Source organism: Paraburkholderia sp. RL17-347-BIC-D (assembly GCF_046027915.1).
Lineage (GTDB): Bacteria > Pseudomonadota > Gammaproteobacteria > Burkholderiales > Burkholderiaceae > Paraburkholderia.
Map to the genome: position 1 here is coordinate 1 of NZ_JARESS010000002.1, position 23958 is coordinate 23958.

General features: G+C 60.2%; 25 protein-coding genes. 12 read left to right on the plus strand and 13 right to left on the minus strand.

The genetic code is table 11. The annotated features are described in order from the left end of the window. A partial coding sequence (locus tag P0D96_RS03360) for a hypothetical protein (RefSeq protein WP_408311715.1) occupies window positions 1–181 on the minus strand: 181 nt, incomplete at its 3' end. A 27-nt stretch (window positions 182–208) separates the two neighbouring features. On the opposite strand from P0D96_RS03360, the gene P0D96_RS03365 reads away from it, so the two are divergent. Then, window positions 209–496, plus strand: a complete 288-nt coding sequence (locus P0D96_RS03365; RefSeq protein WP_132378446.1) for a DUF1330 domain-containing protein — start codon at window positions 209–211, stop codon at window positions 494–496. Window positions 497–533: 37 nt separating this feature from the next. Here the strand turns inward: P0D96_RS03365 and P0D96_RS03370 are convergent, their stop codons facing one another. The 5 genes from P0D96_RS03370 to P0D96_RS03390 all read right to left on the minus strand — a co-directional run bounded on the left by P0D96_RS03370 (window position 534) and on the right by P0D96_RS03390 (window position 5012). Further along, window positions 534–968, minus strand: a complete 435-nt coding sequence (locus P0D96_RS03370) for a YciI family protein (RefSeq protein WP_132378444.1) — start codon at window positions 966–968, stop codon at window positions 534–536. A 145-nt stretch (window positions 969–1113) separates the two neighbouring features. Beyond that, the gene (locus tag P0D96_RS03375; RefSeq protein WP_408290326.1) at window positions 1114–2358 is read right to left on the minus strand and encodes a citrate/2-methylcitrate synthase; all 1245 of its coding nucleotides are present in this window, start codon (window positions 2356–2358) and stop codon (window positions 1114–1116) included. A gap of 107 nt (window positions 2359–2465) precedes the next feature. Further along, window positions 2466–2855 (minus strand): VOC family protein, encoded by a 390-nt coding sequence (locus tag P0D96_RS03380; RefSeq protein WP_408175359.1) that lies wholly within the window; start codon window positions 2853–2855, stop codon window positions 2466–2468. 26 nt (window positions 2856–2881) lie between these two features. Beyond that, complete coding sequence (locus tag P0D96_RS03385) at window positions 2882–4198, minus strand: MFS transporter (protein WP_408311718.1); 1317 nt, start codon at window positions 4196–4198, stop codon at window positions 2882–2884. A 55-nt stretch (window positions 4199–4253) separates the two neighbouring features. Further along, complete coding sequence (locus P0D96_RS03390) at window positions 4254–5012, minus strand: SDR family oxidoreductase (RefSeq protein WP_408311721.1); 759 nt, start codon at window positions 5010–5012, stop codon at window positions 4254–4256. A gap of 325 nt (window positions 5013–5337) precedes the next feature. Between P0D96_RS03390 and P0D96_RS03395 the strand changes: the two genes are divergently transcribed. Beyond that, window positions 5338–6300 carry a 2-hydroxyacid dehydrogenase gene (locus tag P0D96_RS03395; RefSeq protein WP_408175356.1) on the plus strand — a complete coding sequence of 321 codons (963 nt, stop codon included), beginning with the start codon at window positions 5338–5340 and terminating at the stop codon, window positions 6298–6300. Window positions 6301–6414: 114 nt separating this feature from the next. Here P0D96_RS03395 and P0D96_RS03400 read toward each other — a convergent pair whose 3' ends face one another. Then, window positions 6415–6888: a PRC-barrel domain-containing protein gene (locus tag P0D96_RS03400; RefSeq protein WP_132378442.1), complete on the minus strand. Its 474-nt coding sequence runs from the start codon at window positions 6886–6888 to the stop codon at window positions 6415–6417. Window positions 6889–7089: 201 nt separating this feature from the next. Further along, the gene (locus tag P0D96_RS03405; protein ID WP_408290413.1) at window positions 7090–7818 is read right to left on the minus strand and encodes a haloacid dehalogenase type II; all 729 of its coding nucleotides are present in this window, start codon (window positions 7816–7818) and stop codon (window positions 7090–7092) included. A 272-nt stretch (window positions 7819–8090) separates the two neighbouring features. Between P0D96_RS03405 and P0D96_RS03410 the strand changes: the two genes are divergently transcribed. Further along, a complete protein-coding gene (locus tag P0D96_RS03410) occupies window positions 8091–8627 on the plus strand; it encodes a hypothetical protein (RefSeq protein WP_408175354.1) in 537 nt (178 codons plus the stop codon). Between the two features lie 246 nt (window positions 8628–8873). Here the strand turns inward: P0D96_RS03410 and P0D96_RS03415 are convergent, their stop codons facing one another. After that, window positions 8874–9200 (minus strand): H-NS family nucleoid-associated regulatory protein, encoded by a 327-nt coding sequence (locus tag P0D96_RS03415; RefSeq protein ID WP_132378436.1) that lies wholly within the window; start codon window positions 9198–9200, stop codon window positions 8874–8876. Between the two features lie 664 nt (window positions 9201–9864). Between P0D96_RS03415 and P0D96_RS03420 the strand changes: the two genes are divergently transcribed. Further along, a complete protein-coding gene (locus tag P0D96_RS03420; RefSeq protein WP_132378434.1) occupies window positions 9865–10116 on the plus strand; it encodes a hypothetical protein in 252 nt (83 codons plus the stop codon). 248 nt (window positions 10117–10364) lie between these two features. Here the strand turns inward: P0D96_RS03420 and P0D96_RS03425 are convergent, their stop codons facing one another. The 3 genes from P0D96_RS03425 to P0D96_RS03435 all read right to left on the minus strand — a co-directional run bounded on the left by P0D96_RS03425 (window position 10365) and on the right by P0D96_RS03435 (window position 12818). Beyond that, complete coding sequence (locus P0D96_RS03425) at window positions 10365–10886, minus strand: hypothetical protein (protein ID WP_408175353.1); 522 nt, start codon at window positions 10884–10886, stop codon at window positions 10365–10367. A 155-nt stretch (window positions 10887–11041) separates the two neighbouring features. Then, a complete protein-coding gene (locus P0D96_RS03430; RefSeq protein WP_132379438.1) occupies window positions 11042–11536 on the minus strand; it encodes a phasin family protein in 495 nt (164 codons plus the stop codon). Window positions 11537–11897: 361 nt separating this feature from the next. After that, window positions 11898–12818: a LysR family transcriptional regulator gene (locus tag P0D96_RS03435; RefSeq protein ID WP_132378430.1), complete on the minus strand. Its 921-nt coding sequence runs from the start codon at window positions 12816–12818 to the stop codon at window positions 11898–11900. A 98-nt stretch (window positions 12819–12916) separates the two neighbouring features. On the opposite strand from P0D96_RS03435, the gene P0D96_RS03440 reads away from it, so the two are divergent. Next, the gene (locus tag P0D96_RS03440) at window positions 12917–13939 is read left to right on the plus strand and encodes an aldo/keto reductase (RefSeq protein WP_408175350.1); all 1023 of its coding nucleotides are present in this window, start codon (window positions 12917–12919) and stop codon (window positions 13937–13939) included. Window position 13940: 1 nt separating this feature from the next. After that, window positions 13941–14378, plus strand: coding sequence for an SRPBCC family protein (locus tag P0D96_RS03445; protein ID WP_408175349.1), 438 nt, complete (start codon window positions 13941–13943; stop codon window positions 14376–14378). Between the two features lie 115 nt (window positions 14379–14493). Here P0D96_RS03445 and P0D96_RS03450 read toward each other — a convergent pair whose 3' ends face one another. Further along, entirely contained in the window at window positions 14494–15282 is a 789-nt protein-coding gene (locus P0D96_RS03450; RefSeq protein WP_408311729.1) for a GntR family transcriptional regulator, read from the minus strand. 56 nt (window positions 15283–15338) lie between these two features. On the opposite strand from P0D96_RS03450, the gene P0D96_RS03455 reads away from it, so the two are divergent. The 6 genes from P0D96_RS03455 to P0D96_RS03480 all read left to right on the plus strand — a co-directional run bounded on the left by P0D96_RS03455 (window position 15339) and on the right by P0D96_RS03480 (window position 23577). Beyond that, window positions 15339–16070, plus strand: a complete 732-nt coding sequence (locus P0D96_RS03455; protein WP_132378422.1) for an enoyl-CoA hydratase/isomerase family protein — start codon at window positions 15339–15341, stop codon at window positions 16068–16070. Between the two features lie 175 nt (window positions 16071–16245). After that, window positions 16246–17646 (plus strand): MFS transporter, encoded by a 1401-nt coding sequence (locus P0D96_RS03460; protein WP_408290347.1) that lies wholly within the window; start codon window positions 16246–16248, stop codon window positions 17644–17646. A 17-nt stretch (window positions 17647–17663) separates the two neighbouring features. After that, entirely contained in the window at window positions 17664–19175 is a 1512-nt protein-coding gene (locus tag P0D96_RS03465) for an aldehyde dehydrogenase (protein WP_408290349.1), read from the plus strand. A gap of 695 nt (window positions 19176–19870) precedes the next feature. Further along, complete coding sequence (locus tag P0D96_RS03470) at window positions 19871–20266, plus strand: hypothetical protein (protein WP_132378416.1); 396 nt, start codon at window positions 19871–19873, stop codon at window positions 20264–20266. 92 nt (window positions 20267–20358) lie between these two features. Continuing rightward, window positions 20359–22671: an outer membrane protein assembly factor BamA gene (gene bamA, locus P0D96_RS03475; protein WP_408311732.1), complete on the plus strand. Its 2313-nt coding sequence runs from the start codon at window positions 20359–20361 to the stop codon at window positions 22669–22671. 402 nt (window positions 22672–23073) lie between these two features. After that, window positions 23074–23577 carry a hypothetical protein gene (locus P0D96_RS03480; protein ID WP_408290354.1) on the plus strand — a complete coding sequence of 168 codons (504 nt, stop codon included), beginning with the start codon at window positions 23074–23076 and terminating at the stop codon, window positions 23575–23577. Window positions 23578–23958 lie beyond the last annotated feature (381 nt).

Here is a 23958-nt window from a genome sequence, read left to right on the forward strand (position 1 = left end):
AGCGCGATTGTCCGCAGACATCGAAGTGGGTGACACCCGCTTCACCGATGAGGTCGTCAAGGCGATTCATGCTACGACAGTGGGATAGCGATCGCGGCGTTAGAATGGAGGATGCAAGTTCGACTATGCGCCGACGCTGCGTATCGAGGTCCAATACGCTCGCAAGGATCATCGTGCGCATCTTCACATCACCTCAGGAGCGTACCTTATGGCGACTTACATCGTCTTCACAAAAGAAAGCACGCAGGATCAGAGTGAGCTCGACATTTATCAAAGCAAGGTGGGCGAGACCTTCAAGGGTCATCCCGTCAAGCTTCTCGCCGCATACGGACCTCAGCAGGTTCTTGAGGGCGACGCGCCAGAGGGCGTCGTAATCGCCGAATTTCCGTCGACGGCGGCCGCGCGTGCGTGGTACGACAGCCCGGCCTATCAGGAGGTCGTGCAGCACCGGTTCAAGGGCGCGCGTTACCGCGCCGTCCTCGTCGAAGGCGTGTGACGGAAGGCGGCAACGATCGGGCGCGCGGAGTGTTTCCTTATTTTTTGCCTTGATTGGATTCAATTTGCTGGCGCAGGCGCTCTTCGTTTTCCTGAAGCTCGGGCGTGAACGCCTCGCCAAAGTCCGCGGCCTCGAAGAACGGGCGAATTTCGATTTCCGACTCGCTTGGCATCGGGTTCGGGCAGCGGCGTACCCATTCGATCGCTTCGTCCATTGATTGCACCTGCCAGATCCAGTAGCCCGCGATCAGCTCCTTGGTTTCGGCAAACGGGCCGTCGACGACGGTCCGGTCCTTGCCGGAAAATCTCACGCGCACGCCCTTCGAACTCGGTTTGAGTCCGTCGCCGCCGAGCATGATCCCGGCCTTGACCAGTTCTTCGTTATATCGGCCCATCGCCGCGATGAGTTCCGTGCTGGGCATTTGACCTGCTTCGGATTCGGCGGTCGCTTTGACCATGACCATTACGCGCATTTCGTTTCTCCTGTCCAAACGATGAGTCCCGGTTTATGTCGGAAGGCATTCGGCGCCTTCAACACTACGACGAACGAGTGCGCGCAAAATCGACAGATGGCGTCGAAAGTTTTCCGTTTCAGCGGAGATCGGGCTGTATGACTCCTCAGCGCTCAACCACCTTGAACACCCGATTCTTGTCGAGCGTGGCTGGATCGAGCGTCTTCTCGCCGCCTTCCGCGGGCAGAGCGGGGCTGGCGTCTTCCAGTGCGCGCCCGGTATAGCGGCCGCGTGGCCGTATGACTTTGCCCACCCGGAGCTGCTCGATGCAATGCGCGAGCAAACCCACGCTTCGGGCCGTTGCGAACAGCGCGAACGACGCATCGCGTGGCAATTTCAGCTGCGCCGCCAAGGCGGCCAGCGCAATGTCGATATTCGGCTTGAGGCCGGTCAGCTCGACCACCTTGTTGATGAACGACGTGAGTTCTTGCGGCGGATTCAACACCTCGAGCAACGCGGCGGCCCGCGCATCACCGTCCGGATAGAGATGATGCCCGAACCCCGGAATGGGAGTGGCCGACTGCAAATGATGGACGACGACGTGCTCCGCACCGAGTCTTCCGACGTCGTCGAACACGGCCCTCACGCGTCCTGACGCATCGCCATGCAGCGGACCGGAGAGAGTCGCGAGCCCCGTGAGCAGGCATCCCGGCAGGGATGCGCCGGTGGAGGCGGTAATTCTGGCGGCAAACGCCGAACTCGTCGTCTCGTGGTCGGCCACTAGGACCATGGCGCGGCGGATGAGTTCGGCGCCGTCGCGGTCCTGGCCCCAACCGAGGGCGAGCCGTTCATGCGTCGTTGGTGCATTCGCATCACAGCGCGCACCGAACGCTTGCGCGATGAGCGCCACGAGCCGGCCGGCCTCGACATGCAATGCGCTGTCGGTGCGTCCGAGGGTCGAGTGCCCGCAGGCCGCGAGCGCCGCCAGCGAAGTGAACGCGCATTGCCGGCCGCGCTCGCCGCCCTGCAGCGGCAGGCCGCCGGTTTCGAAGGAGACGGGCGCGCGCGCATTCCAGAGAATGGCCGCCACGTCTTCGAGCGTCGCCGTGTCCGAAAGCCGGATGCTATCCCGCCCCCGGTAATACGCTCGACCTTTTGAGAAGGTGGTGATGCCGCTGTAAATGCAAGGCTCGGCGCCGAATATGGTCCCGGCGGCGAGCGCCTCGCGTTTGCGTCCAACCTGTTTTTTGCGGCACAGGCCGGCCACGTCTTCCGCACGATAGAGGCTCTTGCGCGGGTCATGCGGGTCCGGCATGACCGCGATGTTGCCTCGACTGACGTACGCATAGATAGTCTGCGCTTGCACTCCGAGTTGTCGAGCCGCTTCAGTCAGAGTGATCCAGTTTCGCATGGGATGGCAGGCAAGGTGAGGCGGTGGAACGGGCAGCAGAGCCCTTGCGATGCGGATCGCGCCGTGCAGGCGAGCGCAACCGGTCGAGCGTCAATATTGACGTTTTTTCAGGTAAAAGTCATCTCGGCGGGGCGTCGCTCCAGGATCTCGACGAGAATGTCTCCCGGCGATCGCACGAAGCAGGCTCTGACGCCGGGGCGGACCTGCTTGATCGGCTCGACGATTTCCGCGTCGCAGCGCAACAGATGCTCGAACGCGGCATCGAGATCGTCCACGATCACGCCGAAATGATCGATGCCCTGTTTCCGCTCGCTGTGAGGGCGAGCGATCTGGGCGCTAGCCAGTGATGTGATGAAGAGGTTGATGCTGCCGATGCGCAAATCCACTCGCCCCGGGCGGCGCACGATTTCAGCGTTCAGGCAGCGCGCAAACCACGCGGCGGTGGCTTCGGCGTCGGCCGAGCACAGTTGCAGATGATCCCACTTGAATTCAATCATACGATTTCACCGGATAGTCAAAAGCGTCACAGTTCGATGCGGGAAAGCTTCCCCAGCAACACGGAGTAGGAGAGCGTGCCGAGCAGGCATATCGCGCCCATCAGGTTGAGGGCCCAGTAGAAGTGACCGGTGTGCTGGGTGATGTAGCCGATCATGAGCGGAGTGGTGACGGCCGCGATGTTGGCCGCCAGGCTGGTGATGCTGCTGGTCAGTCCCACGTACTGGCGAGGCGCGATTTCGGAAACGGCGGCCCACGACATCGAGCCCACGCCCTGCGCGAAGAACGCGATAGTCAGGATGGCGATCACCAATTCGTTCGACTCGACGAAATTGACGAACACAATCGACGCGCCCAACAAGGTGCCGATGATGAGCGGCGCCTTGCGCGCAGTGGACAGCGACACCCCACGCCGGATGAAGAAGTCCGAGAGGAAGCCGGCCACGAGAATGCCGAGCGTCGCGCCGATAAAAGGAAGCGCCTGGAAGATCCCGACCTTGATCATCGACATGTGACGCGCTTCGATCAGATAGGTCATGAACCACGTGGTGAAGAAGACCAGCAGGGTGTTATTGCAGAACTTCCCGAGGCAAATGGCGAGAACTTGCCGATAGCTGAGCAGTTTGAGCGCCATGCGCCAATCGAACTTCTCGCGGGGCTTGCGCGCCGCCGTGGCGCCTTCATTGATGTATTTCAGTTCGGCCGCATTCACGCGCGAGTGTTGAAGCGGGTCGCGATAAACCCGGTACCAGAGAAGACTGAACAGAATGCCGAAGCCGCCCGTGACGTAAAAGACCGTACGCCAGCCGTACGCGGCGGAGATCCACAGCAACAAGCCGGTAAACAAGGGCGTCCCAATGTATTGCCCCATGACATAGACGCTGGTTGCGAAGCCACGCTCCCCGGCGGGAAACCACAACGTCACGGCGCGCGCGTTCGAAGGGAAAGCCGGCGCCTCCAGCGCGCCGATTGCGAGCCGCGATCCGAGCAGCATGTGATAGCCGGTCGCGAGGCCTTGCGTCAGCGTGGCGAATGACCAGCCGACGAGAGACAGGGCATAGGCAACGCGCGAGCCGAGAATGTCGGTCAGCACGCCGCCGGGCACGAGCGCAATGGAATAGGCCAGGCCGAATGCCGCAAACAGCTCTCCCATCTGCATCTTGTTGAGCGCCAGGCCCTTCGAGAGGCCCGGTGCAACGATGCCCAGGGCCGACCGGTCCACGTAATTGAGGATGGTCGCCACGAGCAACATCGAGAGCACGACGTACCGGACCCTGGAGCGTTTGGCGGTATCCGCATAAGCCGCATTTCGCGCCGGCAATGTTTGTTCCTCTACGACTTTCATCGGTGTCTCCCTAGCATTGGCCGGTTGTTCTTTTTATGTTTGGCGTAAGGCCGATCTATCCGCGGCCGACGAACGGCATGGCGGTCGCCATGATGGTCATGTTGAGAACATTGGCTTCGAGCGGAAGACTGGCCATATGCACGACCGCATTCGCGACGTGCGTCACATCCATTCTCGCTTCGGGCGTCATGCGTCCGTCCGCTTGCAGTACGCCGCGGTTCATGCGTTCCGTGAGCGGTGTGGCTGCGTTGCCAATATCGATCTGGCCGCAGGCGATGTTGAATGCACGTCCGTCCAGCGCGATCGATTTGGTGATGCCGGTCACGGCATGTTTTGTTGCCGTATAGGCGATGGTATTCGGCCTCGGCGAGTGAGCGGAGATCGATCCGTTGTTGATGATTCGTCCGCCTTGAGGAGACTGCGCTTTCATCAAGCGATAAGCGGCACGAGCGCACAGAAAGACGCCGGTCAGATTGGTGGCCACGACATCGTTCCAGAAATCGGTCTCGTAGTCTTCCAACGGGACGGCACCCGCGTTGCGGCCTGCGTTGTTGAAGAGCACGTCGAGCCGGCCGAATGCCTCGGCAAGGTGCGAAAACGCCTGCTCGACCGATGCTGCGTCGGCAACGTCGGCTTGGAATACCTGCGCTTCTCCGCCGGCAATGCCGATTGTCTCCTTCGTTTCCAGCAGCGGCTCGGCTCTGCGTCCGATCAACGCGACGGCGAATCCCGCGTTGGCAAGCGCCACGGCGGCGGCGCGGCCGATGCCGGAGCCGGCGCCGGTCACGGCGGCAAATTTCTTCGATGCAGGCATTTCACTTCCTCTCGACAGTTCAGTTGAACACGGGAAGGAGATTTGCATTCGCGTCATGCGTCGAGCAATCTTGATTCACTGAATCAACATCTGGGCGCCTTGCCGATGGGGCGCGCACCAGGGTTTTCCTGATGCGCGCGTTGCCGGTAGCGCGAGGGAACAGGCATGGAAGAAGCGAATCGCAACGCGCGAAATGCGCCGGGACGAATAAAGGGGGCAATCGTTTCCGAAGAGTTTTCCGATGAGTTGATTCATCCAATCAACATTGACGGTCCGGTCCGCGGTTTCGTAGTCTCTCGACGTCTGTCTACCCCAAGGAAAAACCATGCCGGAAAATAACCGCACCAGGCTGTTGATTGCGCGAAAGGTTCCCACAGCCGTGGCGAATCGTGCGGAGGCCGAATTCCATGCCTTCGTGACCGATTCCGATATGGACGCGTGGTCTGTTGTCGACTTTTGCAAGAAACACGAAACGCCGGCTGTGCTGATCGGAAAGAAGTCCGGTTTGCAAGCCGAGCACATTGCCGCGCTGCCTTCGACAGTCAAGATCATTGCGAACGCCAGCGCGGGCTTCGATCACATGGACGTGGCTGCCGCGCGCGAGAGGGGCATCATCGTCACGAACGCACCCGACGCGTTGACCGAATGCACGGCCGATTTTTCCATGCTGCTCGTGCTGGCGGCCTGCCGCCGCGCGTCGGAATACGAACGAATCATGCGCAACGGATGGGGCAAATCATTCGGGATGACCGAGATGCTGGGTGCGCGTGTGAATGGCAAGACGCTCGGCATCGTCGGCTTCGGGCGTATCGGACGCGCGGTCGCGAAGCGTGCGCAGGGTTTCGGCATGCGCGTGATCTATACGGACATCAACCGTGCGGCTGCGTCGCTGGAAAACGGCGCGACGTTTTACACCAGCCTCGAGGAAATGTTGCCGCACTGCCAGGTGCTGACGCTGCACGTGCCGGGTGGCGGCGTCCCGTTGATGACGAAAAAAGAGTTTGGGCTTCTGCCCACCGGCGCGGTTTTTGTCAACGCGGCCCGTGGCGGACTGGTGGACGAAGACGCGCTCTACGAAGCGCTGACTTCGGGGCATCTGTTCGGTGCAGGGTTGGACGTGTACCGGAACGAGCCCAATATCGACAGGCGGTTCGCGGGACTCGACAACGTGTTCCTGACGCCCCATATGGCCAGCGCCACGATCGAGACCCGTGACCAGATGGGTTTCACGGCACTCGACAATGTCGCCGCTGTGCTGGATGAGCGGCCTGCGTTGAATCCGGTCTGACGTCGATGCTTATTCGATGCGCTTACGCGCACCGCAGTGAGACGCGGTGGCGTAAGCGCCAGCTAGAGCGACAGATTAGCCGTCTGCCTGGCACGGCTTACCCGTTGGTGTTGTTCAGTGCTCGCTCGGTCTGATGGCAGGATCGTTTTCCACCACTTCATGGGTCGCGGCCCAGTACGGCTGGCGATTGTAGTAGCTGTACGTCGACTCTCCCCACTTCGCGTCTGCCATCGACGGCCAGTGGTCCTTGTCGAAACCCGGCTCGTCCTTCAGGCGCTGTGCGGAGATGTCGACGACGAAGCACTTCTCGTCCGTATCGAGAGTCAATGCACTCCACGGGATGGCATGTAGGTTAGAGCCCATTCCGAGGAAGCCGCCCTCGGAAAGTACTGCGTAGGCAATGCGTCCGTTCCTGACGTCGAGCATGATGTCTGAAATTTTTCCAACGTGTTCGCCATCAGAGGACATGACCTTGTTCCCGTCGAGCGTCGCTGCGGCCATGATGTCCGGCCCCGGACCCTCGCCCATACCACTGCCGACGATGTCGGCTCCGCGCCGGGTGTCACCTTGCGGGTTGATTGAGCCCATGATTCACCTCCTTCAAAAAAAGGTACTCCAGATGCGCGCAAGCGGTGTTCCCGAGCCGTCGGCCGCAGGATGACCCCAACCTGTCCCTCAAGGCGCGAGCGCAATGGTCGGGCGGCTCGGTTACCAATATCGGCGACGAGCTTTGGGACCGGAGCTTTGGATGCGAAGAGAAGGACGATGCCATCGCGGGCATCCGAAGTGCTACGTGGGGCAGCCGAGCTTCGTAGCCAGGTCGTTCATATCCGCTGCTACGAAGTCCCAGGTCTGTTCGGCATGCAGGTCGCTCCGTTGGCCGGGACCGTGTTCGACTGGCCGCACGACGAAGGCCGTCTTCAAGCCACACTGACGTGCCGCCGCCAGGTCGCCGTTATGAGCTGCAACCATGCAAACTTCCGCAGGCTTCAAACCAAGGATTTCGACGGTGTCGACGTAGACCTGTGGCGACGGCTTGTACGCCCGAACGACTTCAGCTCCGAGAATGGCGTCCCACGGAAGCGCGGCCCGTTTCGCCATATCCATCATCAGCCTGATGTTTCCGTTCGAGAGCGGGGCGATCATGAAGCGGCGCTTGAGTCTCAGCAACCCTTCGACGGAATCAGGCCACGGGTCGAGGCGATGCCAGGCGTGATTCAGTTCATCGAGTTCTTCGGTGGAAATTGAACGGACGTCGACGCCATAGTCGGTCATGACTTTGACCAGGTTTTCCCTGTGCAATACGTCAAGCCGGACGAACTGACGCCGCCCGCTCCGTATCTCCTCCATTGCGGGCGCGTATTGGCGTCGCCACGCGTCCGCAAACTCAAATGCGTCAATCGGCACGGCATGGCGGCTGAGAAACTGACCGGCATCGCGAGCGACACCACTTCTCCAATCGACAACCGTCCCGAAGACGTCGAACAGAAGAGCCTTGATTTCCGAGCTATTCGGCATGTCGTGGACCTTTCGAGCGTTGAGGTGAAACAAGTCTAACCGGATAGACGCGCTCATGAATCGAGGAGCGAACATCGTTCGCCCAGCGTGGGTCCCGTCCGCCGCGACTACTGGTGAATCGCCGACCCTTCGCGACGGGGCCCACCGCCCCGGATCCGATGCGTGGTCTCCTTGAACCCTGAGGCGCAGAGGCATCCCGTATTCTGGAGTAAGCTGACTGTATTAAAGGCGTGACGCAGCGTGCTGCGTCGCGTCAGACCTTGGAGCACGTCATGAAAACGCTGGATGCAACGTCGCGCGCGGGCGGCGCCGTTGCGTTGGCGGTCCTGTCCGCAGCCTTGTCCGGTTGCTACTATTACGTGCCCTATGGCTACGTTCCGTACGGCACTGTGCCGGCGCCGGCCGACCAGCAGCAATATCCGTTCTCGGTGGCCGACGCAGCGGCAACTGGCGCGGTTACGTCGGATGCGATTGCATCGACGAATACCTATGCCGCACCAGCCGTGCCCGTCTTCGTCGCGCCTGCGTATTACCCGGTCGCGTACCCGTACCCGTATCCGTATCCGTATCCGTACTACGGCTCGCCCGCGTGGTGGGGACCATCGGTGTCACTGAGCTTCGGCTATTGGGGCGGTTGCTGTTATGGAGGCGGCCGATATGGCTACTGGGGCCACCACGGCTACTGGGGGCACGGATATCGAGGCGGTTGGGGCGGTCATGGCAGCTGGGGTGGCCACGGATACCACGGGCAAGGTATGGGCGGCGGCCGCTACTGGGGCGGTGGCGGAGGCCACGGACATTCGCATTGAACGCCAGGAGCGACGCATCCGTGTTCGACACGTCTGCGACAGCTTGAACCGGTGGCTGAACTGGACGCACGTCGCCGGCGCCCGACGGCAGCCGACTAAAGGGAGAACTGCCCAACTGAACGATCGTCTGCTTTGTCGAAGCGGCATGAGTTAATACGCTTGGTAAGCTGACTCGGCCGCGACAGCCCTTTGACTACGAGGTCACGTGGTCGAACAGCGCGCGTGGCACAGCAACTAGATATCAGCTTACGACGGCCGAACTGTGGCCAGCCTCGTGCCGGCGAACGGGTCCCGACTCCAGTCAATGGCAGGACGTAAACGGCTAGCCGAAGTCGACGTTTTTTCAACGGCAAAGTGCGCCAATGACTGCCCAGCACTTGTGGCTTGCTTCAACCACTGCGGCATCTCGCCTTTGCCATCCCAGGTGTCGCCGAAAGCGCTACGGTATCGTGCCGACTTTTGCCGCGCCCTGTCTTCGGCAATTGCCGCCGCGAGGTCACCCACCTTGATACCAACCTTCGTCATCTTGCGACGCAGGTATGCAATCATGCTTTGGCGTTTTTGCTCATCCATGTCGGTTTCCCCTTCGATGTTCCAGCCTCGCATCGGTCTCGTGTCGTCTTGCCTCGCCGACGCGCCCCGCTACCAGACAATTCGGATGTGGCAAGTATCCCGTCGAGGAAATGTGGCGTCGATGTGCGATTTCTGAAAACACTGTTGCAGGCAGAGTGGCAAAACTTTCACGACCCTTGATGACAGGCACCGGTCTTATTTTGCGCAACCACAGTGCTGACATGTCGCATGCGTCTGGCATCCTAACGACTGCAAGCAGGGATTGCCGCTGAAGCGCTTGCCGCTCTCCAACGAAGCGGTCTCCTTTCTTAATCCGCCACGAAAAGCCGTTTCCGCGTTGTGCGCGGGCATCGGTTTAAACATTCGCTTTCGTTTCGACTTTCTGCGCCCTATAACTTATTTGCAGGGGCGACTATTAGGTGTCGATGGGTCCATGAAATCCATTGACGTTGCCTGTTCGCACGCCTTCTTGCGCCCACAGACCTTCGCTCGGCGCACTGCGCTTCGTATCCTTTTCCCGATTACCCGAAACTTTTGCATCGGGCGATTGGCCCGCGGATTCGAAGATAGCTTCGCATCCGCACATCCTGTATGGATTTAAACCGCGGGACACGCGAATAACGAATCAATGGATGGAAAACTTAAACTGGATTAAGGAGCCAACATGAAATTACGATTGATGGTTGCTTCTGCTTTCGGGTTGCTTGCCATGGTCGGTTTTGCGCATGCGCAAAACACGCCCGATGCGGCACAACCTGCACCACAGCAGAACGTCGCGACTCAGACTGATTCTTCGCCCGGTGCGGGGATGGAGGCCTATGGCGGCACGCCTGATACCAGAGTCCAAAGCGGTGCGAAACATGCCAGGCCGTGCAGGGTGGACCCGCAATGCAACGTCTTTTTCGGGGGCAGCTAAAAACCAACTGACGGCGCGCGAGTCACCAACTGACGGTACTGTTTGCTCGCGGCGAGATAGGGACCGGCGGCCTTGGTCGGGCTGGCCGGGTCCCCTTCATCCTTTAAGGACCGGGCGTGTCCTGTAGGGGAGGTCTTTAGATAGGCGAAGCGTCGGCCGGCTTCAGGATCGAGCCGAATGGATTTTGCAACCCGAGTTTGTGTGCTCGGAAATCTTGACCTGAAAGTATTGGCCACGAACTGGACGCGTCACGACGTCGATCTCGGTTCGGGCCAGGGCCAACCTCTCTTATCGTTGGGCACCTCTGCTTCCGCGGCCGGCACGGCCATGACCGGAGCCTCGACCGAACCCACCGCATTCGCGGCATCGTGCGACGGTTCAGCCAGAGCATCTTTATTACTATTCGAAAGTCCGGTGCCGAACCACTTTACTTTCTTCTGGACGTAGCCGACGTACGCGTTCCAGCCGTCGGGGTTGCCGTCAAAAAGGTTCTGCTGAACGGTTGACGCCAATGCGTCACGGTTGAGTTCTGCCTCAAGCAACTCCGTTGGCCACGGGAAAAACGAGCGGGCGGCGCGTGTGCTGAATTCTGCCACCGTCATTTTCGGCGCCAAGGCCGTAAGGAACGCGAAGTCCCGCAATGAAGCATGTTTCTGCACAAGATGCGCCACCGACGCGTCCGGTTCATTCGTGCCGGACAAACAGTTCAAAGCGGCGAGAATGTCGCCCAGGTGAAGCAGCAGTTGTCGTCGATCAAATCGGTCGTCCATTGCAGTGTGTCCGTTCATTTCGTCCTTGCTTGAAGTGCTTTGTCTCGCCGCGACGTCTTGGTTCGACGCTTCTCAATACATCCGGTTCCAGAAGAAGAAATGCGAACCGAAGTTCGCATTTGTAGACGCAAAAAGTCTCAGAGAGACGAGCAGTCTTACTGAACGGCAGACACCGTCGACACGAACTGCTTTGCAGCCTTGTTGGCCGATTCATAGGTCGCGTTCGCTGCCGAGAGAACCGAGTTCCACGCGGCAACGGCGGATTCGCTTCCTGCCGGCGCGTTCTTCTGGAGGCTCTCGACGAAACCTTGTGCGTCTCGTTGGACCTGTTGGCCATGCGCTGTCGCGGCGGCGGAGATTTCGCTCTGAACGCCGGACACGATTTCATGAACCTGGCGGCCGTATGCGACTACCTTTTCCGCCACCGGCTGCGAGAGGCTTGCTTGCAGTGCGAACAGCGCACCCGGGTTGCCGGCCGAGAGGGCTTTGGCGACGATTTCCTGATTTTCGGCGAGCGTCGCTTTGCCAACTTGCAAATTCAACGCGACCAGCTTTTCGAAGCCTTCAAATGCCTTGTTCGTCAGGCCAAAAAGGGTTTCCAGGCTGGACTGCTGGGCGGCAACCAATTGTTGGGGAATAAGAGTGCTCATCACTGCTCCGTAAGGGTAAGGCGGCAAGAGTGCGAGGGGCTCTGAGTGAAAACAAAACCGCGCGCCGAAAGTGTCAAAGCAAATTGCTGCGCTGCAACAAAACCCATTGTACGGGGGAATGCCGGGAAGTCAATCAGTTTCGTCGCGCGATTCTGCGACGTGACTCTTTTGCCTATCCACTCTGCCGCACGCCGGTTCGGCTATCGGGCAGAAAACGTTTCGACAGATGAATGCGGATAATCGCGGGGCGCCTCTTGCCGGGGTTCGCCGCGACCGCGTAGCGTGTATCGGGAGGCGGTTATCGATTCTTTGTAGCTGTCTGGCCGGCGCTCCCGTGTCAACGTTGCAGAGACAGGAAGCGCTATCGCCCGGAATCCTGTTCACTCAGCGCTCTCACGTTCGTGACCAGAGTCATTCTGAAAATCTCGACGAGCGGGCGCAAATTTATCCTGTGCCATGCCGCCCATAACGGAGTGCGATAGGTGAACCAGGGCACTTCTCGTAACACGACGCCCGCGGGGGCCTGATGACGAAGGCTCCGTTGAATCATCGCGGCCCCGAGACCGGCCGCCACCAGCCCTAATGCCGTCAAAGGCTCCGTTGCCTCCATCGAGATAGCCGGCGTAAATCCGGCGCGCGCGCAGGCCGCGACAAAGGTGTCGTGGTTGAGCACGTTCTCCTTATGCAGCACGGCAATCCAGTCGAGCTTCCCAAGTGCGGCAGGAGTGAGCTTCGGCGTTGTGGCCAGCGGATGCGAATCGGGAACCGCAAGCAGCATCGGGTCGCTCAGGAGTTGCGCGCAGTCGAGGTCCGGGTCGTCCTTGAGCGGCGGCTCACAGACCAGTGCGACATCGAGACTGCGTTGGCGCAGTCCCTCCAACTGCTCGGACGACGGCAGGTTGTAGAGCGCGATATGCACTGCAGGCCGGTCTTTTCGCAAGGTGCGAAGGGCGTCGGACAACACACCCGAATGCATTGCGTTTTCCAGATAGCCGATGCACAGCCCTCCCTCATCACCGCGGCCCAATCGACGCGCAAGCGACTCCAGGCGGTTCGCATGCGTCAGCAGCGCACGTGTCTCCTGAAGAAACGTGCGGCCGTCGGATGTGAGCCGAATGCGCTGCTGGCTACGCTCGAAGAGCGTCAGGCCAAGGCGTTCCTCCAGCTGAGCGATTTGCCGGCTAAGCGGCGACTGCGAGATATGCAGCCGCTCGGCCGCTCGGCCGACGTGTTCCTCCTCGGCGACCGCGACGAAATATTGAAGTTGACGGATATCCAGCACTTAAGACCTCATGGGACGCAAGATTGTCCAATTATGTCTTGGACGGACTGGCCGCCGCAACCTAAACTGGCTTCACTTTCATGAACAAGAGGTTCGAGATGAGCATCAGAGAGAAGCTGCAAGGCGTGCTGGGCTTCGGCACAGCACCGTTAGGCAACATGTATCGCAATATCCCCGAGGCACAAGCGCAGGCGACCGTCGACGCGGCATGGGAACAGGGCGTGCGCTACTTCGACACGGCGCCGTTTTATGGCGCTGGGCTCGCCGAAATCCGTCTGGGCGCAGCTCTGCAGAAGCACAATCGTGACGATTACGTGCTGAGCACGAAGGTGGGCCGGCTTGTTCTCGATGAAATCGAAGAGCCCGCTGCGCGCGACCTCGGCGAGAAAGGAGGGCTTTTCGAGTTCGGCCGCCCGAACAAACTCGTCAACGACTATACGGCGGACGCTACGCTCCGCTCGATAGAAGATAGCCTCAAGCGCCTGAACACCGACCGTCTCGACATTGTCTGGGTACACGATATTGCCCAGGATTTTTACGGCGACGAATGGCTTGCGCAGTTTGAAACCGCACGCAAGGGTGCGTTTCGCGTGCTGAGCCGGCTTCGCGAAGAAGGTGTCATCAAGGCGTGGGGGCTGGGTGTGAACCGCGTGGAGCCGTGTGAACTGACGCTCGACCTCACTGAAGCGCAGCCCGACGGCTTCCTGCTCGCCGGCCGGTACACGCTGCTTGACCATGAACGCGCGCTGCAGCGCCTGATGCCGGCGGCTGCCCGGAAGAATGTAGATATTGTCGTCGGCGGCCCGTACAGCTCTGGGGTGCTCGCCGGCGGCACGCACTTCGAATACCAGAAGGCATCGCCGGAAATTCTCGCGAAGGTCGAGCGCATCAGGACCCTCGCGCAACGCCATCAGGTGAGCGTCAAGGCTGCGGCGCTGCAGTTTTCGCTGGCCAATCCTGCCGTCGCGGCGGTCATTCCTGGCGCCAGCAAACCTGAGCGCATCGCCGAAGACTTTGCCGCCTTGTCGGAGAAAATCCCTGCCGCTTTCTGGCAGGAGATGCGCGAGCAGCAGCTCGTCGCCGCCGACGCTCCGTTGCCATCCACTCATACAGGAGCCTGACATGGCACATACCTCGGTATCGCTCGAAGTCCCGGCAACCGCCGCCCGCGTTTGGCAACTGATTGGCGGCTTCAACTCCCTGCCTGACTGGCTGCCGTTCGTCCCTGGCAGCGAGTTGAGTGAAGGCGGGCGGGTTCGGCACCTGAAGACCGCTGACGGGCAGGTGATCATTGAACGCCTCGAAGCGTTCGACGAGAAGGCGCGCTCGTACAGCTATTCGATTGTGGAAGCACCGTTTCCGGCAAGCGACTACCTGGCCACTATCAGCGTGCAGGAAGTCGCAGGTAGCGCTTCATCACTGGTGACATGGTCCGGAAGTTTTTCGCCGGTTGGCGTCAGTGATGAAGAGGTCGCCCAGCTTTTTCACGGCATCTACGAGGAGGGGTTGATGGCGTTGAAGGAATCGCTTGAGTCAGGCGACAAAGAACGCCTACGGTAACCACGACAGCTTTTAGATGGCCTCTGCTCGCACGCCGTTTGAGTCGCATTGATGGTTGTGTGGGCTTGCGCGCAAGCCCACACAGATTCCCCACGGGCCAAAAGGCGCGGTCAGATCAATTCTTGTCCGAAGAGTCACCAGCGTCGTTCAACACATCCAGGGCTGCGCGACAAGCGCCGTCAAGCTGTTCGCGCATCAGGTCCTGCACGTTCGGCAGTTGATTCACGATCGCGTCGCGAATTCTGACTGTCTGACTGAAAGACGCCTGCATACGGCCGCCGCGCGCCATGGCGATGCGCCGCAATCGGCGCACCGGACCAATCAGTCCAGCGTGGCTTTCCTGCAAGGTGCGGTTGTCGGCGATCGTCATGACAATCGCGTAAAAGCGGTCTAGCGCATCGACATAACCGGCGGGATCGTCGGCATCGACGCTCATACGCATCGCTTCGATCACGTCGTCAAGTTGCGCGGAGCCAAGCGCGGTGATGCGCTCCGACGCGAGTTGCACCGCGAGACATTCGAGCGCTGCGCGCACGGTGTAAATCTCCTCGACATCGCGCAGCGTGACCGCGCGCACATACGCGCCAACGCGCGGCAGCACCGTCACCAATCCCTCACGTTCGAGCTGCGCGAATGCCTCACGCATTGGCGTGCGGCTAACGTTCAACTGTTTCGCGACCTGCACTTCGGAGAGGCGGCTGCCCGGTGCCAGCACGCCCTCGACAATCGCCTCGCGCAACGCCGGCACGACTACGCCTTCGCTCAACGAATCGCTCGACGCATCGACCGTGCGCATCCGCGAGTGGTACTTGCTCGCAATTTTGTCGAGCGAATGCGCGCTTTTTGCAGGCTTTGAAACGGCGGCCGCAGCGGTCGTCTTGACCGCGGTTTTGCTGGAAGGCATTGACACCTCGTGATTCAGTGAATACGCTGTATACAGATTATACAACAGGAGATGCCATGGATCGCGGTCCACTATTGCAGCCCGTTTTGATCGAGCGCGCCGGCGACGTATTGAGCTTCACGCTGAATCGTCCGGACGCGGGTAACGAGATATCCGGTCCGATGTTCGACGCGATGACGGCCGCGTTGCGCAGCGAAGTCGCCGCTCCGAGCGCCCGCGTGCTGCGCATAAGCGCGAATGGTGACAGCTTTTGCACGGGGCGCGAGCGCGCAGGTCGCGACGCCGTATCGATCCGCGCGGAAGTCGCGCGGCTGATCGAGTTGAAGCGCCTCGTGCGTGCCACGTCGATGATCTCGATTGCGCAGGTACAGGGCGACGCGCTCGGCTTCGGCTTCGGTCTTGCGATCCTGTGCGATTTCACGCTGGTTTCGTCGCGCGCTTCGCTGGCGTTTCCCGAGATGCGCAAGGGGCTGCCGCCGGCCGCGATCATGGCCTATGTGGGCCGCTACGCATTGCCGAAGGCGCTGTTTCCGATGGTGCTGTTCGGCGATCCGTTGACGCCCGCCATCGCTTTGGAGGCCGGCTTGATCACGCGTGTCTGCGAACCCGATGCATTGCGCGCCGACGCCGACGCGTTGGCCGAACGCATTCTTGCACTCGACGACGCCGGCGCGCGTCAATGCAAGATGTTCTTTCAGGCAGCCGAGGAAAGTCCGATCGAACAGAACTTCCGCGGCGCGACCGACATGCTGACCGTCACCAGCCTGCGTCTGATGCAGGACCGCTGAGGGCAGCCTAGTAGTCACACGTCGGCGCGCGCGAAGTCATCGCGGTACGGCTCGCGATCCAGGGCTCGCCGGCAGTAAGCATCTTGCATGAAACCCGAGTAAGGCATGGAAACCGGAGTAAGCGCCAAAGCGCAACGCCGGTCGACACGCCAACTCGGGTCGACAGGAGGCAGACATGAATGTCAACGCAGGGCCGAGGCTGGATCGTTTGCCGATGTCAGCATTCCATCGGCGCATCATGTGGCTGATCGGCATCGGCATGTTCTTCGATGGCTTCGACATCTACGTCGCGTCGACCGTCCTCGGCGCGACGCTGAAGACCGGCTTCTCGACACTCGGCCAGAACGCGCTATTCGTGTCGATGACCTTTCTCGGCATGATGCTGGGTTCGCTCGGCACCGGTTTTCTCGGCGACCGCTTCGGCCGCCGCTTCACGTATCAGGCCAATCTCGCGGTGTTCGGACTCGCCTCGCTCGGTGCGGCGCTTGCGCCGAGCATGAGCATGCTGATCGCGTGCCGCTTCGTGATGGGTCTCGGGCTCGGCGCGGAAAACGTGGTCGGCTACTCGACGCTGGCCGAATTCGTGCCGCCGCAAAAGCGCGGCAAGCTGCAAGGGCTGATGGCCGTCTTCGTCGTGTCAGGGCTGCCTGTCGCGGGCTTGATTGGCTTGCTGCTGATTCCGGCGTTCGGATGGCGGGCGATGTTTGTGCTCGGTGGCTTCGGCGCGCTGGGTGTGTGGTACATGCGCAAGTCGCTGCCGGAATCGCCGCGCTGGCTCGATTCGGTTGGCCGGCATGAGGAAGCTGACGCGATCCTGAAACGCATCGAAGCCGAAGTTGTCGCGACGCGTGCAGGCGAGCCATTGCCGCCCGCCGTCATCGCCAAGCCATCGGCAGCGCCGGCCGTGGCGCTTTCATTCGGCTCACTGTTCAGCGGCACCATGCTGCAACGGATGATAGTCGGCTGCGTGACGCTCGTTGTCGTCAACACGCTGCTGTACGGCTTCGTGACCTGGCTGCCGACGTTCTTCGTGCGTCAGGGCTTCAGCATCGCGAGGTCGTTCAGCTTTGCGCTCGTGATGTCGCTTGGCGCGCCGATCGGCTCGGCCATCGGTGCGCTCACAGCGGACGCGTGGGGCCGCAAGCCGACCATCATCGGTGCGTCGCTCGTCGCAATCGTGTTCGGCGTGATCTATCCGTTCGTCAGTCATCCGCTACTGTTGCCCGTCGTCGGCCTCCTGCTGACGATTCCAATCTACGTGCTGGTCGCGCTGCTGTTCGCCATCTATGTGCCGGAGCTCTTTCCGACGGAAGTGCGTCTGCGCGCGTCGGGTATCTGCAACACGCTCGGGCGCGGTGCGACGATCGTTACACCGTTTATCGTCGTCGCATTGTTCGCGCAGCACGGCATTGTTGGTGTGCTGGCGCTGATGGTCGGGCTGCTCGCGATCCAGATCGTGGTAGTCGCGTGGCTTGGGGTCGAGCCAACCGGCCGGCGTCTCGAAGACCTTCAACCAACCGACACCCCTGGTAGCGAAGCGATGCGTACCGACCCGCACGCTTCGCCGCTCAAGTAATCACGGAGAATCCCTCTATGGATACAGTCAACTCACAATATCTGGACGCACAGCTTTTCATCGACGGTGAATGGACGGACGCCGAGCACGGCCACACGCTCGACATCGTCGACCCGGCGACGGGCGAAGTGATCGGCGCGCTGGCGGCGGCATCCGAACAGGATGTGGATCGCGCGGTGCGCGCGGGTCATCGCGCGTTCGAAGGCGGGGCATGGCGAGACCTGTCGATCCAGCAGCGCGCTCGAGTGCTGAACCGCTTCGCCGATCTTTTCGAAGCGGACCTTGAACAGTTCTACAAGCTCGAAACGCTGAACAACGGTCGACCGATCTCGGAAACGCGGGCACAGATTTCACGTTTGCCACAGTTTTACCGCTATTTCGCAGCGCTCGCGCTGACCCGGCGCAGTGATGTGATTCCAGTAGAAGGTCCTTACCTGTGCTACACGCAGCGTGTGCCGCTCGGTGTCGTCGCGCTGATGACGTCATTCAATCATCCGTTGATGATCCTGTCGAAAAGTCTCGCGCCGGCGCTCGCTACGGGCAACAGCGTCGTAATCAAGGCATCGGAACAGACGCCGCTCACCACGGTGCGGCTCGTGCGTCTGCTGAATGAAGCAGGCGTGCCGAAGGGCGTCATCAATGTCGTCAACGGCGAAGGACGTGAGGCGGGCGCTGCGTTGGCGAAACATCCGCTGGTCCGCAAGATCGTGTTCACGGGCGGCACAGATGTAGGGCGTTCCATCGGCGAAGCCGCTGCCCGCAACTTCGCGTTGACGACACTCGAACTCGGCGGCAAGGGCGCGGTGATGCTGTTCGACGACTTCGACATGGAGCGCGCGGTGAATGGCGCGGCATTTGCCGCGTTCATCGGTGCAGGGCAGACCTGCGTATGCGGCGCGCGCATTCTCGTGCAGAAGTCGATTTATGCGCAGTTTCTCGAACGTTTCAATACGAAGGTGGCGGGGATTCGCGTCGGCGATCCGGCCGATGTGAAGACGCAGCTAGGTCCAGTCATCTCCGCTCGCTCGCGCCAGCGTATTCTCGCGATGCTCGAACGCGCGAAGGCCGCGGGCGCCAAAGTGCTGACCGGCGGTGGTGTGCCAGCCGGCTTGGAGGAGGGCTTCTTCATCGAGCCGACCGTACTGTACGACGTCGATCCGAAATCGGAAATCGGTCAGGACGAAGTGTTCGGCCCTGTGACCGTAGTCATGCCGTTCGACGACGAAGCGGACGCGATCCGCATCGCGAACGACACACAGTTCGGACTCGCCGCATCAGTTTGGACACAGGATGTCGCGCGTGCGCACCGCGTCGCGAGCAAGCTCGAATTCGGCATGGTGTGGGTCAACGATCACCACCGGCTCGACCCGGCTTCACCGTGGGGCGGTTTCAAGAACAGCGGCGTCGGGCGCGAGACGGGTATCGAATCGTTCGACCAGTTCACCGAGCCACGCGCGGTAACGGTCAATACGAGCGGCAGGACTGTCGACTGGTATGCGGACGACGGTGAGTTGAAGCGCCTGAACTGAGCATGTGTCCCTGCGGATCATAGCGTCGGTATTCCGCCGCACGTAGGGCACGTAGACGCAACTACCGGAAATCGTCGCTGGGGTTACGCGGGGCGAATGTGCCGCGCGTCCATCCGCACGGGACGATTTCTTCAAAATCGATGCTCTCGAGCAATCAGCGCCGCGAACACAGCCACGCGTTTCAGAAACCACTGCCATATTTTTGTAGCGCCGAGCGTCCTCATAGCCTGGCGCGCCACTGCCTCGATGCATTCGCCGCAATGACGCTTGCACGAGAAGATGGAATAAGTTGCAGTGTCTGGCCGTTTAAGCCAAATATCCCCATCAGGTGCGGACGTCCACGAGCACGCGAGCGAGGCGCCTCTGGCGGCGCCGCAGCGCGCTGGCGCCGGCGCAGTTCCCAGTTCCGGTAGAAGTAGCGGTGCCAGGGCGGCAGCCGCCCCTTTTCCGTTCTCCCTGCAACTTGCTGAACGAGACCTGACCATAAGCAGACAGGTACGTCCCACGCAAATAAGTATCACGTGACGGGAAGAGGGTTCAAACCCCGCTTTTCGAGCGCTGATCGCGAAGTGAGGTCTCAGATGGAAACAGCTTTCGAAGTTTACTGGTCTGGAAGAAATAGTTAGTAATCCGTATGTAACGCCATACGAGTGAAGTCGTACTACGCTCGATATCTGTCTCAAAGGAGTGCCTCCATGTCATCACCGCTCGCGTTTGCGATCAATTCGGTCCGTGATTTCGAACTGACAGAAGACGGTCAATATCTGACGCTGAAATGTAACGGGTCTGATCGCATCGACTTGCACTGTTCAGTCATGCACGAGCTGCTTGCGGCGCTTTCAAATGCCATCGGCTCGTCGGAGCGTATCCGCCACAAGAAGAAAAACGTGAAGTTCGCGATGCCTTGCGAAGCATGGGCACTAGGCAAGGATGCGGGCGGTGCACCTTATCTGATCTTTACGTTCCGCTTGCCTGGAGGAGCGGAATTGTCCTTTCAGTTGCATCGCTCCCAGGCAGCGCACTTGACGGAAGTCCTTGCGCTAGCCACCGGGTTCGCGAGGCCAGACGTCTCCGGCTTCAGGCTGCAGTAAGGCACGAGTCCTCTCTCATCCGCACATAGCGGGTTATCTATTCGTCAAAAGGAGGTTGCGGTGCGAGCCGACTTTTTACTCTCGTGTCCTGTATGAATGCAAAGATTCTATTGTCCCGCTGTACCAAGGTATTGGCCCTCGTTGGCCTGGGTGTGACGGCCATATCCGCGAACGCAGCAGACTCGTTTGTGGTTCGCGATATCCGGCTCGAAGGACTGCAACGCATCGAACCCGGTACTGTATTCTCGTATCTGCCCATCGAGCAAGGCGACACCTTTAGCGACGACAAGGCTTCGGAAGCAATCCGCGCGCTGTACGCGACGGGCTTCTTCAACGACGTGAGGATCACCACCGAAGGTGATGCCGTGATCGTGCAGTTGGTCGAGCGCCCCGCGATCGGCACGATCGATTTTGCGGGTATTCACGAGTTCGATAAGGACAATCTGATCAAGGCGCTGAATTCCGTCGGGCTGTCATTGGGTAGCTATTACGACAAGGCACTCGTCGACAAATCCGAACAGGAACTGAAGCGCCAGTACCTGACCCGTGGCTATTACGCGGCTGAAGTCACGACGACGGTCACGCCGATCGACCGCAACCGTGTGGGATTATTGTTCTCGGTTGTAGAAGGTCCGAGCGCGAAGATCCGCGAGATCAACTTCATTGGCAACAAGGTGTTCAGCGAAAGCACGCTGCACGACGAAATGCAGCTGTCCACGCCGAACTGGTTCTCGTGGTATACGAAGAACGATCTGTACTCGAAAGACAAGCTCACCGGCGACCTCGAAAACGTCCGCTCGTATTACCTGAATCGCGGCTATCTGGAGTTCAACATTGAGTCGACCCAGGTGTCGCTCACGCCCGATAAAAAGAACATGTATCTGACGGTCACGCTGCACGAAGGCGAACCGTACACGATCAAAAGCATCAAGCTTGCGGGAAATCTGCTCGACCGCGAGGCGGAACTGAGCAAGCTTGTCAAGATCAAACCGGGCGAGCGCTTCTCGGCTGAAAAGCTGCAAGCCGCCACCAAGGCGGTCGTCAACAAGCTCGGCGAATACGGTTATGCATTCGCCAGCGTCAACGCGCAGCCGCAGATCGATCAGGAACACCATACGGTCGACCTGACGCTGCAAGTAGACCCGAGCCGCCGTGTGTACGTGCGTCGCATCAACGTGGTCGGCAACACGCGTACCCGTGACGAAGTAGTGCGCCGCGAAATGCGGCAGCTCGAAAGCTCGTGGTTCGATTCGAACCGTCTCGCCTTGTCGAAAGACCGGATCAACCGTCTCGGCTACTTCACGGATGTCGACGTAACCACGGTGCCGGTGGAGGGAACGCCGGACCAGGTCGACGTGGACGTCAAGGTGACCGAGAAGCCGACCGGCGCGATCACGTTGGGCCTGGGTTATGGCTCGGGCGAAGGGCCGATCATTTCAGCGGGTGTTTCGCAGGACAACGTGTTCGGCTCAGGGACGAGCCTTGCGCTCAACGTCAACACGTCGTCGACGTTCCGTACGCTGACCGTCAGCCAGGTTGACCCGTACTTCACGGTCGACGGCATCAAGCGCATCACTGACGTCTATTACCGCACCAGCGAGCCGCTCACATTCTCGAGCACGACCGATTCGAGTTTTCGGATTATCACGCTAGGTGCCGATCTGAAGTTCGGTGTTCCATTCTCGGAAGCCGACATGGTGTATTTCGGTTTGGGTGTCGAACAAAACCGGCTCGACGTCGACTCCACCACGCCGCAGAGCTATATCGACTACGTGAAAGACTTCGGCCGTGTGTCGAACAACGTGCCCGTCACGATCGGCTGGTCGCGAGACGCCCGTGACAGCGCGCTCGTGCCGAGCCGCGGCTATTACGCGCAGGCGAATGCCGAGTACGGCACACCGATCGGCGGCACGCAGTACTACAAGACGGACGTGCAGGCGCAGTACTACTACTCGTTCTCACGCGGCTTTGTCCTCGGACTGAACTTCCAGGGTGGCTACGGCAATGGCATCGGCAACCCGTATCCGATCTTCAAGAACTATTACGCGGGCGGTATCGGTTCGGTGCGGGGTTATGAAACGAGTTCATTGGGTCCGCGCGACGCGACGACGGGCGACCCTATCGGCGGTTCGAAGATGATCGTCGGCAACGTCGAAGTGACGTTCCCGTTGCCGGGCACTGGATACGACCGGACGCTGCGCGTGTTCACGTTCCTTGACGGCGGCAACGTATGGGGTTCCGAAGGCAACAGCATCGGCGCCAACGGCTTGCGCTACGGCTACGGCGTTGGCCTTGCATGGATCTCGCCGATCGGACCGCTGAAGCTCAGCCTCGGCTTCCCAGTCGTCAAACACACCGGCGATCAATACCAGAAGTTCCAGTTCCAGATCGGGACGTCGTTCTAGCAGCGTCACCTTTTTTGCCGATGTCGCGAACGGATCAGTGCCTGATGCCGGCTAGCCGTCGAGTTTTTGCAGACAGTACGCGTCACCATGAATACGCTGTCTGACGGTCTTTCCGTCGTGACGGCTGACGCGTCAGGCTCGCGCAGCGGCACGGGAGTCGATGTTGCATGATCCGGCAGGAAACACGACGTAACACACCCATGCCGCAACTGGGGCCAGCAAGCGGAATAGCGTCAGCCGGCGACGCGTTCTACATGCAGCAGGTCCGCATCGTCGTGTACATCTTCACATGCGAATCCACATGCTCCGGCAATGCGCTCTGCGAGGCGAACCGATGGGGTCTTCACGGTGTCGACGCGGCGGTCCGCGTCGTGGCGCCGGACCGTCGAGCAGGACGGATTTATGCGCAAATTCATTGGAGTCGGAATGGTGCTTTGCAGCTGTGTCGCGTGTACGACGCCGGTGGCGTCGCAACTTGCCCCGGCTGCTCCGCTGGACGAGACGACGACTACATCGTCCGTGTCGCCCACGTGCCGCATGGTCAACGGCACAGCGGATATCGATGGCGCCACGCAGAACATATCAGGCCTTGCATGCAAGCAGCCCGACGGCACCTGGCAGATCCAGCAGCAGGGCACGGACGCTGAGATGGGCGACGTTTATCCGCCGCCCCTGTATGCATACTATCCCTATTACGATCCGTGGTTTTATGGGCCGCCGGTGGCGTTCGGCTTCGGCGCGTCGTTCCTCTTCATTAATCGTTTTCATCACTTCCATCATGGCCACTTCGGACCGCATGGCGGCTTCCACGGTGGCTTCCACGGCGGCTTTCACGGTGGCTTTCATGGAGGGGGCGACTTCCATGGAGGCGGCGGTTTTCACGGAGGTGGCGGGGGACGCCGTTAACGTATGGCCTGATCGATAAGGATGGAGTCGAATCACGCGCAGCCGCACTAGTCGACGATCGTACGCATGTTGCAACACGCGATCGTCGCTGACACACGAGATTGAGCGGCCGAGCGACTCGTGTATCGATTCCATTCGATCCTCGTTTATAGAATCTTTGCAAGAAGGAGCGAACTCTTTCGGTGAATCGCAATGGCAATCCCCATAGAATCGTCAAGCTGCGGGTGCGCGGTTGGAAAGTGGATCACATTCACCGGACAGCCTACCTAATGGTGCCGGGGGCTTTCGTTAAACCCCTGTTGCGTGAACGGCGCGTTATCCGTTTTTTTATTGAGCCGGGATCATGCACACATCATGATTCCTTCTTGGGCATTGCCTGGA

Bases quoted from the DNA above. Each gene is read 5' to 3' on its own strand.
- P0D96_RS03380 (WP_408175359.1), bottom strand. From the start codon at position 2,855: ATGATTGAATTCAAGTGGGATCATCTGCAACTGTGCTCGGCCGACGCC.
- P0D96_RS03480 (WP_408290354.1), top strand. From the start codon at position 23,074: ATGCGCAAATTCATTGGAGTCGGAATGGTGCTTTGCAGCTGTGTCGCG.
- P0D96_RS03390 (WP_408311721.1), bottom strand. From the start codon at position 5,012: ATGCCTGCATCGAAGAAATTTGCCGCCGTGACCGGCGCCGGCTCCGGC.
- P0D96_RS03400 (WP_132378442.1), bottom strand. From the start codon at position 6,888: ATGGGCTCAATCAACCCGCAAGGTGACACCCGGCGCGGAGCCGACATC.
- P0D96_RS03455 (WP_132378422.1), top strand. From the start codon at position 15,339: ATGGATCGCGGTCCACTATTGCAGCCCGTTTTGATCGAGCGCGCCGGC.
- P0D96_RS03425 (WP_408175353.1), bottom strand. From the start codon at position 10,886: ATGGACGACCGATTTGATCGACGACAACTGCTGCTTCACCTGGGCGAC.
- P0D96_RS03445 (WP_408175349.1), top strand. From the start codon at position 13,941: ATGGCACATACCTCGGTATCGCTCGAAGTCCCGGCAACCGCCGCCCGC.
- P0D96_RS03395 (WP_408175356.1), top strand. From the start codon at position 5,338: ATGCCGGAAAATAACCGCACCAGGCTGTTGATTGCGCGAAAGGTTCCC.
- P0D96_RS03430 (WP_132379438.1), bottom strand. From the start codon at position 11,536: ATGAGCACTCTTATTCCCCAACAATTGGTTGCCGCCCAGCAGTCCAGC.
- P0D96_RS03385 (WP_408311718.1), bottom strand. From the start codon at position 4,198: ATGAAAGTCGTAGAGGAACAAACATTGCCGGCGCGAAATGCGGCTTAT.
- P0D96_RS03365 (WP_132378446.1), top strand. From the start codon at position 209: ATGGCGACTTACATCGTCTTCACAAAAGAAAGCACGCAGGATCAGAGT.
- P0D96_RS03465 (WP_408290349.1), top strand. From the start codon at position 17,664: ATGGATACAGTCAACTCACAATATCTGGACGCACAGCTTTTCATCGAC.
- P0D96_RS03450 (WP_408311729.1), bottom strand. From the start codon at position 15,282: ATGCCTTCCAGCAAAACCGCGGTCAAGACGACCGCTGCGGCCGCCGTT.
- P0D96_RS03410 (WP_408175354.1), top strand. From the start codon at position 8,091: ATGAAAACGCTGGATGCAACGTCGCGCGCGGGCGGCGCCGTTGCGTTG.
- P0D96_RS03370 (WP_132378444.1), bottom strand. From the start codon at position 968: ATGCGCGTAATGGTCATGGTCAAAGCGACCGCCGAATCCGAAGCAGGT.
- P0D96_RS03405 (WP_408290413.1), bottom strand. From the start codon at position 7,818: ATGCCGAATAGCTCGGAAATCAAGGCTCTTCTGTTCGACGTCTTCGGG.
- bamA (WP_408311732.1), top strand. From the start codon at position 20,359: ATGAATGCAAAGATTCTATTGTCCCGCTGTACCAAGGTATTGGCCCTC.
- P0D96_RS03440 (WP_408175350.1), top strand. From the start codon at position 12,917: ATGAGCATCAGAGAGAAGCTGCAAGGCGTGCTGGGCTTCGGCACAGCA.
- P0D96_RS03375 (WP_408290326.1), bottom strand. From the start codon at position 2,358: ATGCGAAACTGGATCACTCTGACTGAAGCGGCTCGACAACTCGGAGTG.
- P0D96_RS03460 (WP_408290347.1), top strand. From the start codon at position 16,246: ATGAATGTCAACGCAGGGCCGAGGCTGGATCGTTTGCCGATGTCAGCA.
- P0D96_RS03415 (WP_132378436.1), bottom strand. From the start codon at position 9,200: ATGGATGAGCAAAAACGCCAAAGCATGATTGCATACCTGCGTCGCAAG.
- P0D96_RS03420 (WP_132378434.1), top strand. From the start codon at position 9,865: ATGAAATTACGATTGATGGTTGCTTCTGCTTTCGGGTTGCTTGCCATG.
- P0D96_RS03470 (WP_132378416.1), top strand. From the start codon at position 19,871: ATGTCATCACCGCTCGCGTTTGCGATCAATTCGGTCCGTGATTTCGAA.